The sequence below is a fragment of the Bacillus sp. LB7 genome, assembly GCF_030449715.1.
GTDB classification, from domain to species: Bacteria; Bacillota; Bacilli; order Bacillales; family Bacillaceae; genus Bacillus; species Bacillus paralicheniformis.
This window is the reverse complement of sequence record NZ_JASGCA010000003.1, coordinates 1-17,634: the sequence shown is the minus strand read 5'-3', so window position 1 is coordinate 17,634 and position 17,634 is coordinate 1. Positions and strand designations below refer to the sequence as shown.

The following is a 17,634-nucleotide window of genomic DNA, read 5'->3' as shown; positions in this document are numbered from 1 at the left end:
GCGGGGGTGCAGAAAACAATGAAATTGGTTTAGAATATGAATACAAGCAGGAACTCTGAAAGGGTGTCAAACAAATGGACATACGCCACTTAACCTATTTCTTGGAGGTAGCCCGTCTGAAAAGCTTCACAAAAGCCGCTCAGTCATTATACATATCCCAGCCGACAATTTCCAAAATGATTAAAAATCTTGAAGAAGAGCTCGGGATCGAGCTGTTTTACCGGCGGGGGCGGCAGATCGAGCTGACTGATGCGGGGCAAAGCATGTATGTGCAGGCCCAGGAAATCACCAAGTCGTTTCAAAATTTAACTTCAGAGCTGAACGACTTGATGGACGTTAAAAAAGGGCACGTGCGGATCGGTTTGCCGCCGATGATCGGCTCCGGCTTTTTTCCGAAAGTGATAGGGGATTTCAGAGACAAATATCCGAACGTCACCTTTCAGCTTGTTGAGCACGGATCTGTGAAAGTGCAGGAAGGAGTGGAAGACGGGTCGCTTGATATCGGCGTTGTCGTCCTGCCTGCAAAAGAGGAGATTTTTCACTCCTTTACAATCGTAAAAGAAGACTTGATGCTGATCGTCCACCCGTCTCATCGTTTTGCCGATGCGGATGAGATCGAGCTTCGGCAGTTAAGTGAAGAACCGTTTATCTTTTTCCGGGAAGACTTTGTTCTTCACGAACGGATCATTACGGCTTGCTTGAAGGCGGGATTTCAGCCGAATGTCATTTATGAAACCTCGCAATGGGATTTCATCAGCGAAATGGTTTCCGCTAACCTTGGAATCGGGCTTTTGCCCGAAAGAATCTGCCGGGATCTTGACCCGGAAAGAGTGAGAATCATTCCGCTGGTGAGGCCGGCCATTCCTTGGCATGTCGCCGTCATATGGAGAAAAGACCGCTACCTGTCGTTTGCGGCGAGGGCGTGGATTGATCATACAAAATCGTATATATGGAGCGATAATTCAAAAACAGAAAGGGATGCAGCCGAATGAATCTGGAAGATGCCGCAAGAGGAATTGAGAAAGTCAGAAAGCAAAAACCGCTCGTACACAATATGACAAACAATGTCGTCACCAACTTTACGGCAAACGGTTTGCTGGCTCTCGGCGCATCGCCGGTGATGGCGTATGCGAGGGAAGAGGCCGCCGACATGGCAAAGATCGCCGGAGCCCTTGTGTTGAACATCGGCACGCTTTGCCGTGAATCTGTTGAATCGATGATCATTGCAGGAAAATCCGCCAATGAACACGGAGTGCCGGTTATTTATGACCCAGTCGGTGCCGGGGCGACGCCGTTTCGAACAGAATCGGCTCAGGCGATTATGCGCGAAGTGAAGGTTTCCGCCGTCAGAGGCAATGCCGCGGAAATTGCCAACACGCTTGGAGAGGACTGGCTGATCAAAGGCGTGGATGCAGGTGAAGGGAGCGGCGACAGAACAGAGCTCGCCAAAAAATCCGCGAAATTATGGGATACAGCCGTTATCATAACCGGAGCTGAAGACGTCATAACGGATGGAACAAAAACGTATACCGTGGGCAACGGACATCAACTGCTAACGAAAGTGACGGGGACAGGCTGCCTGTTTACCTCTGTCATCGGTGCGTTTTGCGCAGTTGAAAAAGACGTTTGCCATGCCGCTGTATCTGCAGCCGCTTTTTATGGAACGGCGGCCGAGTTGGCCGCGGAGAAAACGGAAAACCGGGGGCCCGGAAGCTTTCAAATCGAGTTTTTGAATCAGCTTGCCGCTGTTGAAGCGATGGATATAAAAGAACGCGGCAGGATCAGAGAGGTGGAATAAGATGACGCGAGTCTCAAAAGAAACGATGAAAGATCTGTTGTCAGTCTATTTTATTATGGGTTCAAACAATACTGCGGGCGATCCTTTAACTGTCATTGAACAAGCTTTAAAAGGCGGTGCGACCCTTTTTCAATTCCGCGAAAAAGGCGAGGGCGCGTTAAAAGCAGGAGATCAAAAGGCGTTTGCTCGACAGGTGCAGGCTCTTTGCAAACAGTTCAATGTTCCGTTTATCATCAACGATGATGTAGAACTCGCGCTTGCGCTTGACGCCGATGGTGTGCATATCGGACAGGATGATGATAAGGCCGCCGACGTCAGAGCGAGAATCGGGGACAAAATCCTCGGCGTGTCCGCGCATACACTTGAAGAAGTCGTAAAGGCGGAAAAGGATGGGGCGGATTATATCGGTGCAGGACCGGTTTACCCGACTGAAACAAAGCAGGATACAAAAGCTGTGCAGGGCGTCTCGCTCATTCAAGAGCTCCGCAGGCAGGGGATTGGCATGCCTGTGGTCGGAATCGGCGGAATCACGGCCGAAAACTGCGTCCCCGTCATCGAGGCCGGCGCCGACGGCATCAGTGTCATCAGCGCCATCAGCAAGGCTGCCGATCCAAAGGCGGCCGCCGAGGCGTTCGGCAAGAAAGTGCAAGCTGCTAAACAAAGCGCGCATTCCTAAATGGAATATGCGCTTTTCAGCGTGTCGAGAAACCCTCGCATTCGTTGTCAGGCCTGCGCGTCGGTGCTCGTGAATAGGAGAAAGATCGACGGCTAACCGCCCAGGCGTCCTGCCTGAACACCGCCGTCATCACATCCTGTGAAAGTCCGCTCCGATGCTCGGCCTTCCTAGACTGCAAGAGTTTTCAATCACGCTGAAAGGATGATAAAATCCCAAAACAAAAAACCGTTTTGGGATTTTATCAACAATCTGCAAAGCACACATTCCTAAATGGAATATGCGCTTTTTAATATAAAAATTAAAATCTATCGTTCATAAACCGTTCCAGAAAATGCCCGATCACAAGGGAGGACATGCCAAGCGATGAGGCAGTGCGGCCAAGCGAGGAGATTTTCAAATGATAATTAGACAAGGCTTCTGCTGCACTTCTTGAGGAAATCGTTTTTTTAATCGCATCTACGATGATCGGATAGGATTCCACAATGGTATTCCGCAAAATAATCGTATCGGGATTCAACGTCTTCAAGATGTTGAGAAGTCCGATGCCGATATGAAAACCGAATCTTTCAAACGTCTCCATCATACCCGGATCACTGCGGTCTGCAAGTTCTTTAACGGTTTCGTAAAGCGGGACTTCGGAATTCGCTCCATAGTGAGAGAAGACGGCTTTTTCCGAAGCGTAAAGCTCCCAGCAGCCTCTATTCCCGCACCGGCATAATGGGCCGTCAAAGTGAATGGACATGTGCCCGGCTTCTCCGGAAAAACCTTGCACACCTCTAAACAGTTTTCCATTCATTAAAATCCCTAAACCAATCCCGGTATTAATGCTGACAAACACGGCATGCTCCAGCTGTCCGGCTTCTCCGTATTTCTTCTCGCCCACGGCGCCGGCGTTTGCTTCGTTTTCAATTAAAATGGGAACGCCGAACCTTTCTTCCAGTTTTTCTTTTAACGGAATCAAATGGATCGGCTTATTTGGCGTAAACACCACCTGCCGTTCGTTGTCCACCAAGCCGGGTACGCACACGCCGATTCCGGTCAATCCGTATGGGGAAGGCGGTATTTTGTCAACGGCTAGCCCTGTCAATTCGATTAATGCCTCTTCTGTCGCCTGAATGTCTTCTTCATCCAGCGTCCGTTCGAATTGTTCAATCAAATGCCCTTCAAGATCGGTTAACACAACAATCAGATAATTGGTTCCGATATCTACACCGACCGCATAGCCGGCTTTTCGATTGAATTTCAGCATAACGGGCCTCCTGCCGCCGCTTGACTCGCCGGGGCCGGTTTCATAAATGATGTCCTTTTGAAGCAGGGAAGATACCTGGGAGGAAACAGTCGCTTTATTTAACCCCGTTATTTCCGAAAGTTTTGCTCTTGAAATGGGTGCGTTCTCAATAATCTGCTCAAGAATCAGAGCTTTGTTCATTTTTTTTACAAGGGCTTGATCCGCTGTATTCAATGTCAATCACTCCATTGTTTGAAGCTGTGAATTTATTATAGTATAACAAATTTAGAAAACTTAATTTTTTCCTTCATTTCCATTGAAAGCGGTTGATTCATCTTGTAAAATAAATACAAGGAAGTTAGTTTAATGGTTAAACAAACTTGTTTTTCAACGTTTGCTTTGCAAGGAAAAGTGAAGGGGGAGATCGGAATGTTTTTTAAAAATGTCGGAATGATTGAGTATGAAGGAGCCGATTCGGAAAATCCTTACGCATTTAAATATTACAACCCTGATGAATACGTCGGCGGCAAAACGATGAAGGAACATCTTCGCTTCGCTGTTGCGTATTGGCATACCTTTGATGCGGACGGGAAAGACCCTTTCGGCGACGGGACGATGTTCCGGGCCTGGAACCGGATGACACATCCTTTGGATAAAGCAAAAGCCCGGGCGGAAGCGGCTTTTGAATTTTTTGAAAAGCTCGGCGTGCCCTATTTCTGCTTTCATGACGTTGATATCGTTGATGAAGGAGCAACGTTGCGTGAGACCTTTGCGTATTTGGATCAAATGTCGTCTTTTCTTAAAGAAATGATGGAGACTAGCCGTGTTCAGCTGCTTTGGAATACAGCCAATATGTTTACGCATCCGAGGTATGTCCACGGAGCCGCAACTTCTTGCAATGCAGACGTCTATGCCTATGCAGCCGCAAAAGTGAAAAAAGGGCTGGACATCGCCAAGGAGCTTGGAGCGGAAAACTATGTGTTCTGGGGCGGAAGAGAAGGTTATGAAACATTGCTGAATACAGATATGAAGCTTGAACTCGAAAACTTGGCTTCATTTTACAGAATGGCGGTTGAGTATGCGCGCGAAATCGGTTTTGACGGCCAATTTTTGATCGAGCCGAAGCCGAAGGAGCCGACGAAGCACCAATACGATTTTGATGTGGCCACAACGATCGCTTTTTTAGAAACTTACGGTTTAAAAGACCATTTTAAACTCAATCTTGAGGCGAACCATGCGACCTTGGCCGGGCATACATTTGAGCATGAACTAAGGGTGGCTGCCTTGCACGATGTGCTGGGTTCAATCGACGCCAATCAGGGCGATTTGCTCCTGGGCTGGGATACCGATGAGTTCCCGACCGATTTGTATTCTGCGGTTCTGGCGATGTATGAAATTTTAAAAGCAGGCGGGTTTAAAACCGGCGGCATCAACTTCGATGCTAAAGTAAGGCGCCCGTCTTTTGCGGATGAAGACTTATTTCACGCTCATATCGCAGGAATGGATACGTATGCAGTCGGCTTGAAAGTCGCCTCCCGTCTGCTTGAAGACAAAGCGCTCGACCAGGTCATTGAAGAACGTTATGAAAGCTATACGAAAGGCATCGGGCTTGAGATCAAAGAAGGCTGCACCGATCTGAAAAAGCTCGCCGCATACGCTCTTGAACACGACCAAATTGAAAATCAGTCAGGCCGCCAGGAACGACTGAAAGCGACCGTTAACCGTTACTTATTGAACGCTTTGCGCGAAGCGCCGGCAGAAAAGGAGACACGCTAGTGGAGGAATACGTGATTGGGATCGACCTCGGCACCAGCGCGGTTAAAATCATCCTTGTCAATCAGCGGGGAGAGCTGTGCGGGGAGGTCTCCAAACCATTTTCGATCATTCAGCCCCATTCCGGTTATTCTGAACAGGATCCCGCAGAATGGGCGGACAAAACGAAGGAAGCGATTAAGGAATTAGTTATGCATTTCCCGGGAAAAGCATCTCAGATTAAAGGGATCAGCTTCTCCGGACAGATGCATGGATTGGTACTTTTAAACGGCAAAGGAGAGGTTTTGCGAAACGCGATCCTGTGGAACGATACACGGACAACCGAACAATGCCGGCTGATTAACGACAAAATCGGAAAGGAACGCCTGCTCGAGATCGCGAAAAACCCGGCGCTCGAAGGCTTTACCCTTCCGAAGCTTTTATGGGTGAAAGAACATGAAAAAAAGCTGTTTGAAAAGGCGGCCGTTTTTTTGCTGCCGAAAGACTACGTCAGGTACACGATGACAGGGCGTCTACACAGCGAATATTCAGATGCGGCCGGAACACTCCTGCTCGATGTGAAACATCAGACATGGAGCGGAGAATTCTGCAGCAAGCTCGGTATCCCGGAGTCCTTATGTCCAGATCTGATTGAGCCGGGCGCCTGTGTCGGCGGCGTCAGTCCGGAATTCGCGGCCGAAACCGGTCTGGCTCCTGAAGTCAAGGTGTTTGCCGGCGGCGCTGATAATGCATGCGGCGCGGTCGGCGCCGGTATTTTAAGAGAAGGAACCGCCCTTTGCAGCATAGGCACCTCAGGGGTTGTTCTCACATATGAATCAAACCGAGATCAAGAGTTTGCCGGCAATATTCATTTTCTGAACCACGCCGCCCCCAAAGCATTTTATTCAATGGGAGTGACGCTTTCTGCAGGACGGAGCTTCAGCTGGTTTAAAGATGTATTTGCCGGGCAAACGTCATTTGACGAATTAATCAGCGATATTGACCATTCCCGTCCCGGTGCCCGGGGGCTGCTGTTTACCCCTTACTTGTCAGGGGAGAGAACCCCTCATGCCGACGCAAATATTCGCGCCAGCTTCATCGGGATGGACAGCGCACATACACGGGCGGACTTCGTCAGAGCCGTCATTGAAGGCATCACATTCTCCCTTCACGAGAGCATTGAACAATTCCGTGCCGCGGGAAAGGACATCAGCCGCGTGATTTCAATCGGCGGAGGCGCCAAAAGCGACCAATGGCTGCAAATCCAGGCGGATATCTTCAACGCCGACATCATCAGACTGACAAGCGAACAGGGGCCGGCATACGGAGCAGCCATGATCGCGGCCGTCGGGTGCGGCTGGTTTCCATCGCTTGAAGCTTGTGCAGACCGATTCGTTCTCATCAAAGAAACCTTTTCGCCCCGCCGTGAATACAGCAGACAATACAAAGCTCTGTTTCAAATTTACAGGGATGTCTACCGGCATACGAAAACGCTGAACGAGCGGCTGGCGAGCTTTCGGGAATAAAAAAACTTATGGGCCGGCCGGCTCATAAGTTTTTTTCGGGTGTGCATCCAGTTTAAGATTGATCCATGTGAATGCCAGTATGCGCTTTGACCTGAATTTCTGCAAATGCTTCTTGATCAGGGGTTTTTGAAGACAGAATCGTCCCGAGATAAGCGCCTAAAAAGCCGAGCGGAATGGAGATGATTCCCGGGTTGGAAAGCGGGATCAGCGGTTCTCCGACAAAAATGGCGTTGCCGGCCGGGTCCCAGACGCTCGGGCTGATGGAGACGAGAATCAGCGCGCTTAAAAGACCGGTCAGACTGCCGGCCAAAGCGCCGGCCGCATTAAATCTTTTCCAGAAGACGGTGAAGATAATGAGCGGCAGATTGGCGCTTGCCGCCACGGCAAATGCAAGCGAGACAAGAAACGCGACATTCAGCGATTGGGCGAAGACAGCAAGCAGAATCGAAAGGATGGATACGCCGATGGAAGCCCACCTTGCAGCAATCATTTGCTCTTTTTCCGTAGCCGCGCCTTTTCTGATAATCTGGCTGTATATATCATGCGCAAAGGCGGATGCCGCCGACAGAACAAGTCCTGTGACCACCGCCAAAATCGTTGCGAATGCGATGGCTGAGACGAAGGCGAACAGAAAATCTCCGCCGAGCGCCTGAGCAAGCAGCGGTGCAGCCATGTTCCCCGCTTTATCGGCAGCTAAAATGTTTTCAAAACCGACAAACGCGGCAGCACCAAAACCGAGAAAGACCGTCATAATATAAAATATACCGATAATCCATGTAGCCGAGATTACCGACTTCCTTGCCGTTTTGGCATCTTTTACTGTATAAAACCGGATGAGAATGTGAGGCAGGCCGGCTGTTCCGAGGACGAGTGCCAAATTGAGTGAAAGTGTTTCAAGAGGAACTTTATACTTATTGCCGGGGTTCAAAAAATCCGCCCCAAGCGGAGTAGCTGTTTTCATTTGTTCAAACATGTTCGTCAGACTGAAGCCGAATTTTGAAAAAACGATGATTGAAATAATGAGCGTCCCCGCCATCAAGAGAACGGCCTTGATGATCTGGACCCAGCTGGTTGCGATCATTCCACCGAATACGACATAGATGGTCATCAAAACCCCGACAATGCACACGGCCAGCGTATAATCGATGCCGAGCAGAAGCTTGATCAGCGCGCCGGCGCCGACTAACTGTGCAATCATATAAAAGGTGGAGATCGTGATCGTGTTTAATGCGGCGACACCGCGAATTTTCTTTTGTTTAAAACGGGAGGCAATCATGTCCGCCATTGTAAATTTGCCGAGGTTTCGGAGCGGCTCTGCCACAATGTAAAGCACGACTAAATAAGCGACGAGGAAGCCGATGCTGTAGAAAAAGCCGTCAAACCCGTTCAAAGCAATCATCCCGGCAATGCCGAGGAAAGAAGCCGCTGACATGTAATCTCCCGCGATAGCCAGTCCGTTTTGAATGCCGGTAAGCCCTCCTCCCGCCGTGTAAAACTCATTGGCCGTCTTTGTCTGTTTGGCCGCGAAATACGTAATGACAAGCGTGAGAGCAACAATGGCAAGAAACAGAATAAAGGCTGTGGCACTCATGAATCAACGCCTCCAATCTTCTTTTTGAAATCGTTTGCAATTTGATCGAATTGACCGGCTTTTTTTGTATACACAATGCACAGCGTCCATGTCATAACAAACTGAGCGATCGCGAAAACCCATGCCCATGTGATGGCTCCGACTGCCGGCTGATTCAAAAATGTGAAGTATGATGTCATAACCGGCAGCAGGAAATAAAAGAGCAGAAAGAAAATCGTCATCGGTACAATAAAAGCCCGTTTCCGTGATAACAACCGCTGGAACTCCGGAGATGCCGCAGCTTTGCTGTAATCTATTTTGCCTTCTCTCATTTGTTCTTTGCCCCTCCTTGTGTTTGTCTGAAAAGATACAACAAAGGTATGTAACAAGCTCCGGATTTATTCTTCAATTTTCACACAGCGTTTATTTATATAAGATGAAAGACCTGATCATCTCGAATAAATGTTTTTTCCATAAAAGAAACCGTTTGTTCACCTTCTCATTTGTCATGCCTTCCGCCCCGTTTCCGCCTCTGTCAGCTTCCTTCTCAGTTCATTTGCAGACGCAATCGCTTCCCGGTCTGTCATCACGCCGCCGGGCTTGTTCCCTTTGCCGAGCAAATAGCCGTCGAATGTCATGTTCATAAAATCAAATATGTAGTGAAACTGTTGGATAAGCGGCAGCCCTTTCAAGCGGGGATCATCGTCTCCGACAGCTGCGACGTAGACCGTTTTTTTCGCCATTTGCTGTTTAAATGCAGATCTTCCGTGCTCTATCAATGTCTGTGACCAGCGGTCAATAAAATTTTTCATCAGACCTGACATGCCGTACCAATAGATCGGAGTGGCAAAAACCAGGATATCCTTCTCAAGCACCCGGCTGATCAGGTCTCTGTAGTCATCATCAGGGTAAAAAGGGGTTGTATTGCTGTGCCTGTAGTCCGATACCGGCTGAATGTGATAGTTTCGCAGAAATATCTTATCGGCATCAAGTCCGTCCACTAATCGATTCATCAGTTTTTCCGTATTTCCGTTTTCGCGGGAGCTTCCGCAGATTGCTGCTATCCCCATATTCTTCATCCTCCTTTGGAATCGGTTATGAATTCAGTTTAAGATAACAACAATTATCAGTAAAATTGATATTTTAGATATTTACCATCGGGAAAATCGATTATAGAGGCGAACTTAACAGAAAAGAGAGGATGGAAAGGAAGCCTGAGAATGTTATCAGAAGGATCAAGACGAAAAGCTCCGCCCTCCTTCGGGAGAAAGGCAATCGAAACCGATGCAGAAGAATGTGTATGGTACTGCTGGCGTCAGCGTTGGTCAGCAATGCCTCTAAAACGCCTTAATCAATCCGGTCTGGTACCCCTTAAGAGAGTGAAGCTGGAAAAATGAAACGACCTATGTACAGGGCAAAGGTAAGGCTGCTCCTTAAAAAGCGCGTTTCTATGGAGCAGACAGAATCTATACACAGGCAGCAGGCCTGCTGCTCAAATACGTCATTATCAATTAAAACACTCGTTAAAACAGCCGGTTGGATCATCTTGATAGATCAAGATTCAACAGAACCGCCTGTTTTTTTGGATAACTGATGCTTCTAAACGCTTATTGCTTTATCGGTTTTTCAGCATCGCTTTGGATGGGCTGACTGCGAAGAAATTCTTTCACATCTTCAATTTGCAGCCCAAGTTTTTTCGCCTCCTTCATCAAAATCACCCAATCTTTGTCCAACTTGTGTTTCGTTTGAGTATTCATAGCTTCCTCCAATATGATAAGACGTTGTTCACCTCAAAGAAAAAACGGTTTTTCCTTGAGATGCAATAAAAGTTATAAAACAACAGCCATGTGAAAACAATGACAAATTTCATAAAAAATTCACAAAGTCATCATTGATAAACCTACCTATTCCCTAAATAACTGACTAAAAAAACCAAAAAATCTTAGATTCTTACTTATAATAATAAACAATCAATTACTGACTGGATAGTATTCAAATAAAAATGATCATTTTTCCCTATTAAGAATTTCTCAATTGCAACCGAATATCCTTTGAATATTCTAAAAATAAGAAAGGGTTTTTTGAGAGATTATTGTGTAGAAATATTGGAAAATCAATGGTTTCAAGGAATGATTTAGAATAAAGACATGGTGGGTAGGGAAGGTCCTTTCGGCTTAGTTGCTGTATGGGTTAAAGAAGGGTAATACGAAAATACTATTATCGACCAGCATTAAGTGGAAAAAAAGAACATTGGTTTCAAATGCAGTGAAAAAAGTATAGCTTTTGCCTCAAAATCGCTTTAATTCACCAGGGTGAAACCATTGATATGGATAAAAACCCGAACTATTCCTTGTAAGGTATTTAATGGAACGGGGTTCTCTCATTTTGTTTTACCCCAAGTTTTTATTTGAAGAAATGATGAAAATACAAGCTGGAAAATGCTGAAGGTGGTAAAATGAAAAAGCAAATATATCATCTTAGGATTGAAAAAGAAATTCACAGGCGTTTTATAGATTTAAATAGAAGAGTAACGCCGCTGAAAGGAGAGATATCAATTGGCAATATTAGTATGCGGAGGGGCGGGCTATATTGGAAGCCATGCTGTAGCGGAACTGTTAAGCCGCAATGAAGAAGTCGTGATTATTGATAACCTGCAAACTGGACATGAAGAGGCGGCTTTAAAGGGAGCTTCTTTCTATAATGGAGATCTGCGTGATGAAGCATTCCTGAGAAAAGTGTTTCAGGAAAACGAGATTGAGGCTGTCATGCATTTCGCGGCCGATTCATTGGTTGGAGAAAGCGTAACAGATCCTCTCAAATATTATGACAACAATGTTTACGGAGCCGTTTGCCTGTTAAAGGTCATGAAAGAGTTCGATGTGAAGCAAATTGTCTTCTCATCAACGGCTGCAACATACGGAGAACCGGATCGTGTGCCGATTATGGAAACAGATCCGACGGATCCGACAAACCCGTACGGGGAAACGAAGCTTGCCATTGAAAAAATGCTGAAGTGGTCTGAAAAAGCATACGGAATCCGTCATGTCGTCCTTCGCTACTTTAATGTTGCCGGGGCGCATGTAGACGGATTGGTCGGCGAGGATCACCAGCCTGAAACGCACCTGATCCCGATCATCCTTCAAGTCGCGCTTGGCAAACGGGACAAGATTATGATTTTCGGCGACGACTATCCGACTCCGGATGGCACGTGCATCAGAGACTACATCCATGTGATGGACCTGGTCGACGCGCATATCCTCGCTGTCGAAAGGCTTCGAAAGGGCGGAGAAAGCACCGTATACAATCTCGGAAATGGCACGGGCTTCTCGGTCAAAGAAGTCGTTGAAACAGCCCGGAAAGTGACAGGCTGCACGATACCGGCAGAGGTTGCAGAGCGGCGTGCAGGAGACCCGGCACAGCTGATCGCCTCTTCGGAAAAAGCAGTGAAAGAACTGGGATGGCAGCCGAAATACGCCGAGCTGGAAACGATCATTGACAGCGCGTGGAAGTGGTTTAAAGCACATCCGAACGGCTATCAAAGCTAGAATGCGATGACGCTTATTAAATAGGATGAAAAAGAGCTTTCAGTTACAGAAGGAAGCTCTTTTTAAGCGTGTTGTCAACAGGAAAAAGGAATGGGGGAAGATAATGATTCACTATGAAAAAATTTAACAATGTTAAATTAATGATTGACCAAAGTTTTTTATTGTGGTAAACCTAAATTTGACAGATTTTTTGTTCCGGAGGGATTTGTCAGCTCTTGCTATGTGTGTAAAAAGAACTAAAAAATTACCAGTCTATTTCCTTCGTTATTCATAATATCATGAACAAATTTTGACGATTTTGTGACATTCGGGTGAAAAAAAGGTGAACAATCGAAAAAAATAAGGCTAATTGGTGAAGATTTTGATAGCATAGCAAGGTAGAAGAAAAAAGTTTTTCAGAATCCTTTTATCTTAGATATTCTGACCAAATTTTAGACATCATTTAAGGAAGGATGGTGATCCTCTTGTTCAGAGCATTTAAACCACTGATTATGCTGACTCTGCTTTCCTCCGTTTTTTTATTGGGCGGCTGCAGTCAAATCGCGGTATTGGATCCTAAAGGACCAGTTGCTTCGCAGCAAAGAGATCTTATTCTATTATCGATTGGATTTATGCTGTTTATCGTAGCGGTCGTATTTGTCCTTTTCACTGTGATGATTGTGAAATACCGTGAGCGTAAAGACAGAAAGTCTCCTTACAGCCCGGAAGTAGAAGGCAATACATTTTTAGAAATCGTCTGGACAGTGGTTCCGATTTTAATTGTTATTGCGCTGTCAGTGCCGACAGTTCAAACAATTTATTCTCTAGAAGAGGCTCCAAAAGCATCAAAGGACAAGGAACCTTTGGTCGTATATGCAACATCTGTCGATTGGAAATGGGTATTCAGCTACCCAGAACAGGATATCGAAACGGTCAACTATTTGAATATCCCGACAGACAGACCGATCTTGTTTAAAATCTCATCTGCCGACTCTATGGCATCACTGTGGATTCCGCAGCTTGGCGGGCAAAAATATGCCATGTCCGGAATGGAAATGGAGCAATATTTGCAGGCAGACCATGAGGGTACTTATAAAGGCCGAAATGCAAACTTCACAGGTGAAGGTTTTGCAGAACAACAGTTTGATGTCAAAGCGGTATCTGAAAGCAAGTTTAACGACTGGGTGAAGAAAACGCAGAAAGAAGCTCCTAAGCTGACGAAAAGCCAGTACGATGAACTGATGCTTCCTCAGCATGCGGACGAAATGACGTTCTCATCGACACACCTGAAGTACGTTAACCACGGAAATGATGCGGAATACGCCATTAAAGCGCGCGAAAGATTGGGCTATAAACCATTGTCTCCGCACTCAAAATCAGATCCGTTTGAAAACGTAAAGACAAACAAAGATCAAAAACAATCTGAAGACCAAGATTCTCACTAGGAAAGGAGGAAGCTTGCATGAATTTGAAATGGGACGAATTCATAATTACAGGTGACCCATTAATTCTTGGAGCACAGATTTCCATTTTGCTTACATCCATTGCAATCGTATTTGTGCTGACATACTTCAAAAAATGGAAATGGCTTTGGAGAGAATGGATTACCACCGTCGATCATAAACGTTTAGGAATCATGTACCTCATTGCCGCAGTCATTATGTTTTTCCGCGGCGGTGTCGACGGGTTAATGATGCGTGCCCAGCTCACGCTTCCTAATAACAGCTTTTTAGATTCCAACCACTATAATGAAGTGTTTACGACACACGGTACGATCATGATCATTTTCATGGCGATGCCGTTTCTTATTGGATTAATGAACGTCGTCGTACCGCTCCAAATCGGTGCGCGCGATGTTGCATTCCCGTATTTGAACAACTTGAGCTTCTGGACCTTCATGGTCGGAGCGATGCTGTTTAATATTTCATTCGTCATCGGCGGATCGCCGAGTGCAGGATGGACGGCTTACATGCCGCTTGCAGGCAATGAGCTGAGTCCTGGGCCTGGGCAGAACTATTACTTGCTCGGACTTCAGATCGCGGGTATCGGTACGCTTCTCACCGGGATTAACTTTATGGTTACCATCCTGAAAATGCGTACAAAAGGCATGACCCTATGGCGGATGCCGATGTTCACTTGGACAACGCTGATCACTTGTGTGATTATCATTTTCGCCTTCCCTGTCTTGACAGTGGCTTTGGCGCTGATGACATTTGACCGCTTGTTCGGAACAGCCTTTTTCACCTTGGCGAACGGCGGTATGCCGATGCTGTGGGCGAACTTGTTCTGGATTTGGGGACATCCTGAGGTTTACATCGTGATTTTGCCTGCTTTCGGTATTTTTTCAGAAATCATTGCGACATTCGCAAGAAAGCAGCTGTTCGGCTACAAAGCAATGGTTTATTCAATTGTTGCCATTTCGGTTCTCAGCTTCGTCGTTTGGCTGCACCACTTTTTCACAATGGGCAACAGCGCGGCGGTCAACTCGTTCTTCTCGATTACGACGATGGCGATATCGGTGCCGACCGGGGTTAAAATCTTTAACTGGCTGTTGACGCTGCATCGAGGCAGAATCAAAATCACAACGCCGATGCTGTGGTCGCTTGCATTTATTCCGAACTTCGTCATCGGCGGTGTTACGGGCGTTATGCTTGCGATGGCAGCTGCGGATTATCAATATCACAACACATACTTCCTCGTATCGCACTTCCACTATGTGCTGATCGCGGGTACTGTGTTTGCATGTTTCGCCGGATTGATCTTCTGGTATCCGAAAATGTTCGGTCACAAACTGAACGAACGCATCGGAAAATGGTTCTTCTGGCTGTTCATGACGGGCTTTAACATCTGTTTCTTCCCGATGTATTTCCTTGGATTGCAAGGAATGCCTCGCCGTATTTACACATACGGAGCAGAAGACGGCTGGACTGCATTGAACATGATTGCGACATTCGGCGCATTGCTGATGGCCGCAGGATTCATCGTTCTCTGCTACAACATTTTCTACAGCTTCCGTCATTCAAAACGCGAAGAATCAGGAGATGCTTGGGGAATGGGTCGTACGCTTGAATGGGCTACATCTTCTGCGATCCCGCCGCACTATAACTTTGCGGTTCTGCCTGAGGTCACATCACCTGACGCATTTGCGCAAATGAAGGAAGACAATGTTGAGATTCATCCTGAAAGCAAGTTTAAAAAGATTCATATGCCGAGCAATTCAGGCCGTCCGTTTCTCATGTCATTATGCTTCGGATTTGCTGGATTCGGGCTTGTCTTTGAATGGTTCTGGATGGGAATCGTCGGTCTGATCGGTGTATTCCTCTGTATGATTCTTCGTTCATTTGAATATGACGACGGCTACTATGTAAGTGTTGAGGAAATAAAAGAGACTGAACGAAAGAATGCCAAGTAAAGGAGGCGGGATTGATGGAACATGCAGAACACAGCAATTCTAACGCTCCTATGGAATACCGTTCTGAAATCGGAAGGTTGAATATCCTTGGCTTTTGGATTTTTCTTGGAGCGGAGATTGCTTTATTCTCTACGTTATTTGCGACCTATGCTGTTCTTCATAACAGAACAGCGGGGAGCGTACTGCCAGCAGAACTGTTCGACGCAAAGCTCGTTTTAATCATGACGTTCCTGCTGTTAACGAGCAGTTTCACATGCGGCATCGCAGTGCATGAAATGCGCCGCGGCAGTTTGAAAGGCGTGATGATCTGGATGATCATTACCCTGTTGCTCGGTGCTGGGTTTGTCAGCTATGAGCTTTATGAGTTCAATCATTATGTACACGAAGGTGCCACTTTATCGACAAGTGCTTACTGGTCATCTTTCTTTGTTCTATTGGGAACGCACGGACTGCACGTATCGATCGGTATCTTCTGGATTATCGGCATTTTGCTTCAGACGAAAAAGCGCGGCCTAACCCCGCAAACGTCTGCTAAGCTGTTTATCTCAAGTTTGTATTGGCACTTCTTAGACGTGGTATGGATCTTCATCTTTACCGGTGTCTATTTGATAGGGTTGGTGAATGTATAATGGCAGCAAAACAATCGGCTGAACACAGCCACTTTCCTTGGAAGCATGTTGTCGGGTTCGTGTTGTCCATTGTGCTGACCTTATTGGCCTTGTGGGTGATTTATACGGATTTAAGCATGGCTGCAAAGCTGTGGATTATTTTCGGTTTTGCGATCATCCAAGCTGGACTTCAGCTCTTAATGTTTATGCATATGACTGAAAGTGACAGCGGCAAAATCCAAGTCGGGAATACGCTGTTTGCCGCATTTATTGCGGTTGCGATTATTGCCGGTTCCGTCTGGATCTTCGCTGCTCACAACTATCACGGAGACAACCCTGAGGGCGGTTCTCCAGGTGCAAAACATTCTGAGCACAGCGGACATTAATTGATTGGTAGAAGAGTGCGGATTTCAACGATCCGCACTCTTTTTTGATTGCTGTGAACGGAAAAAGAGAGAGCCTCGGGCTCTCTCTTTCTCATACACTCTTAACCGCGTTTTACGCCGCGGCCGAATTTGCCGTCGCCCGGCTTGCTCTTTTTAGAAAGAGTAACAGTCAGGAATGTACCATAGTTTTTAACTTGGGCAGTTTCCAATTTGCGCATCTGTGTCACCTCCTTATTACTTCCAGTTTATTACATATTCATGCTATCATAGAATAAAGTGGTAAAAACCACAAAAAGGCACGAAAACCCGACATCATCCTTCAATTCTATTCAGGGGGTTTTTATTGCGGTATTTGTTCGGAGGAAACTGACTTAAGGAGAGTGTTACTGATGATTCGCGTGTTGTTAGTAGACGACTACAGAGTTTTGACATCCGGAATGAAGGAAATATTAAAAAAATATAATATGGATGTCATCGTTTGCCACGAAGGAAATGAAGCTCTCGACCTCTTAAAAAATCAAGAGGTAAATATAGACGTTTTTCTTTATGATTTAAAAATGCCGAGGATGAACGGGCTGGAACTGTCTCTTAAAACGCTTGAAATCGCACCACAATCCAAAATTATCATTATGTTTTCGGGAGATGAAATTCACTCATATTTTAATAAGCTGATCGAAGCCGGAGTCAAAGGGTTTATCGATAAATCGTATACAGACAGCATGATTGCTTCGAGTATTTTATTGTGTTTAAAAGGGGCTGTGTTATTTCCCGACGGCTTGCTGCAAAAACTGAGGCTCGACTCCGATCTTGCGGTGGACGAGCATTTAACAGACACAGAACTGGATATTTTGCAGAAGGTAGCCAGCGGTAAAACAAATAAAGAGATCGCAGCAGACTTACAAATGTCGACGCGCAACGTAGAGTATCACTTGAGCAAAATCTATAAAAAGCTTAAAGTAACATCGCGCTACTGCGCAGTAAAAAAAGGAACGATGCTTAATTTGATCAAGCAGAAAGCTTAAACAAGGTATTTATTCGTTTTTCCCTGCAAAAGAGAGTCGATAGGCTCTCTTTTTCTTTTTTGTGAAAAAGAAAACCCTAGGCTAGGCCTAGGGTTCCAAAAAGCTTTCAGCGTTGTATTAAGAAAACTCCCC

The 17,634-nt window shown here is 46.2% G+C and carries 17 protein-coding genes; 11 read left to right on the top strand and 6 right to left on the bottom strand.

All coding sequences use genetic code 11. From position 1 onward, the window contains the following. Window positions 1-74 precede the first annotated feature (74 nt). From cidR to thiE, 3 genes are read left to right on the top strand one after another with little or no spacing between them, the layout of a single operon-like run. Window positions 75-992 carry a cidABC operon transcriptional activator CidR gene (cidR, locus tag QMZ64_RS04995; protein WP_243941606.1) on the top strand — a complete coding sequence of 306 codons (918 nt, stop codon included), beginning with the start codon at window positions 75-77 and terminating at the stop codon, window positions 990-992. Beyond that, window positions 989-1,798, top strand: coding sequence for a hydroxyethylthiazole kinase (thiM, locus tag QMZ64_RS04990; RefSeq protein WP_265625365.1), 810 nt, complete (start codon window positions 989-991; stop codon window positions 1,796-1,798). Before cidR ends, thiM begins: the two co-directional genes overlap by 4 nt. Before the next feature lies 1 nt (window position 1,799). Next, on the top strand, window positions 1,800-2,474 hold the full coding sequence (thiE, locus tag QMZ64_RS04985) for a thiamine phosphate synthase (protein WP_243941610.1): 675 nt from the start codon (window positions 1,800-1,802) through the stop codon (window positions 2,472-2,474). Between the two features lie 298 nt (window positions 2,475-2,772). On the opposite strand, the gene QMZ64_RS04980 is transcribed toward thiE, so the two are convergent. Continuing rightward, window positions 2,773-3,936, bottom strand: a complete 1,164-nt coding sequence (locus QMZ64_RS04980) for an ROK family transcriptional regulator (RefSeq protein ID WP_265625366.1) — start codon at window positions 3,934-3,936, stop codon at window positions 2,773-2,775. A 195-nt stretch (window positions 3,937-4,131) separates the two neighbouring features. Here QMZ64_RS04980 and xylA point away from each other — a divergent pair, with 195 nt between their 5' ends. Continuing rightward, on the top strand, window positions 4,132-5,478 hold the full coding sequence (gene xylA, locus QMZ64_RS04975) for a xylose isomerase (RefSeq protein WP_301441202.1): 1,347 nt from the start codon (window positions 4,132-4,134) through the stop codon (window positions 5,476-5,478). Next, window positions 5,478-6,980, top strand: coding sequence for a xylulokinase (gene xylB / locus QMZ64_RS04970; RefSeq protein WP_265625367.1), 1,503 nt, complete (start codon window positions 5,478-5,480; stop codon window positions 6,978-6,980). Before xylA ends, xylB begins: the two co-directional genes overlap by 1 nt. Before the next feature lie 52 nt (window positions 6,981-7,032). Here xylB and QMZ64_RS04965 read toward each other — a convergent pair whose 3' ends face one another. From QMZ64_RS04965 to QMZ64_RS04950, 4 genes are all read right to left on the bottom strand, one after another. After that, window positions 7,033-8,571 carry a solute symporter family protein gene (locus QMZ64_RS04965; RefSeq protein ID WP_265625368.1) on the bottom strand — a complete coding sequence of 513 codons (1,539 nt, stop codon included), beginning with the start codon at window positions 8,569-8,571 and terminating at the stop codon, window positions 7,033-7,035. Next, entirely contained in the window at window positions 8,568-8,882 is a 315-nt protein-coding gene (locus QMZ64_RS04960) for a DUF485 domain-containing protein (RefSeq protein ID WP_020453366.1), read from the bottom strand. Before QMZ64_RS04960 ends, QMZ64_RS04965 begins: the two co-directional genes overlap by 4 nt. Window positions 8,883-9,056: 174 nt before the next feature. Beyond that, window positions 9,057-9,620 carry a flavodoxin family protein gene (locus tag QMZ64_RS04955; protein WP_265625369.1) on the bottom strand — a complete coding sequence of 188 codons (564 nt, stop codon included), beginning with the start codon at window positions 9,618-9,620 and terminating at the stop codon, window positions 9,057-9,059. Between the two features lie 537 nt (window positions 9,621-10,157). After that, window positions 10,158-10,307, bottom strand: a complete 150-nt coding sequence (locus QMZ64_RS04950) for an anti-repressor SinI family protein (protein WP_265625370.1) — start codon at window positions 10,305-10,307, stop codon at window positions 10,158-10,160. A 798-nt stretch (window positions 10,308-11,105) separates the two neighbouring features. Between QMZ64_RS04950 and galE the strand changes: the two genes are divergently transcribed. The 5 genes from galE to qoxD all read left to right on the top strand — a co-directional run bounded on the left by galE (window position 11,106) and on the right by qoxD (window position 16,480). Continuing rightward, window positions 11,106-12,095 carry a UDP-glucose 4-epimerase GalE gene (gene galE / locus QMZ64_RS04945; RefSeq protein ID WP_243941619.1) on the top strand — a complete coding sequence of 330 codons (990 nt, stop codon included), beginning with the start codon at window positions 11,106-11,108 and terminating at the stop codon, window positions 12,093-12,095. Between the two features lie 455 nt (window positions 12,096-12,550). Then, window positions 12,551-13,519: a cytochrome aa3 quinol oxidase subunit II gene (gene qoxA, locus QMZ64_RS04940; protein ID WP_020453363.1), complete on the top strand. Its 969-nt coding sequence runs from the start codon at window positions 12,551-12,553 to the stop codon at window positions 13,517-13,519. 17 nt (window positions 13,520-13,536) lie between these two features. Continuing rightward, window positions 13,537-15,486: a cytochrome aa3 quinol oxidase subunit I gene (gene qoxB / locus QMZ64_RS04935; RefSeq protein WP_020453362.1), complete on the top strand. Its 1,950-nt coding sequence runs from the start codon at window positions 13,537-13,539 to the stop codon at window positions 15,484-15,486. 14 nt (window positions 15,487-15,500) lie between these two features. Further along, a complete protein-coding gene (qoxC, locus tag QMZ64_RS04930; protein WP_059230874.1) occupies window positions 15,501-16,115 on the top strand; it encodes a cytochrome aa3 quinol oxidase subunit III in 615 nt (204 codons plus the stop codon). Further along, window positions 16,115-16,480, top strand: coding sequence for a cytochrome aa3 quinol oxidase subunit IV (gene qoxD, locus QMZ64_RS04925; protein WP_059230872.1), 366 nt, complete (start codon window positions 16,115-16,117; stop codon window positions 16,478-16,480). Before qoxC ends, qoxD begins: the two co-directional genes overlap by 1 nt. A gap of 101 nt (window positions 16,481-16,581) precedes the next feature. Here the strand turns inward: qoxD and QMZ64_RS23270 are convergent, their stop codons facing one another. Then, window positions 16,582-16,698: a lariocidin family lasso peptide gene (locus QMZ64_RS23270; protein ID WP_423734433.1), complete on the bottom strand. Its 117-nt coding sequence runs from the start codon at window positions 16,696-16,698 to the stop codon at window positions 16,582-16,584. Between the two features lie 171 nt (window positions 16,699-16,869). Between QMZ64_RS23270 and QMZ64_RS04920 the strand changes: the two genes are divergently transcribed. Then, window positions 16,870-17,502, top strand: coding sequence for a response regulator transcription factor (locus tag QMZ64_RS04920; protein ID WP_265625371.1), 633 nt, complete (start codon window positions 16,870-16,872; stop codon window positions 17,500-17,502). The last annotated feature ends 132 nt before the right edge of the window (window positions 17,503-17,634 follow it).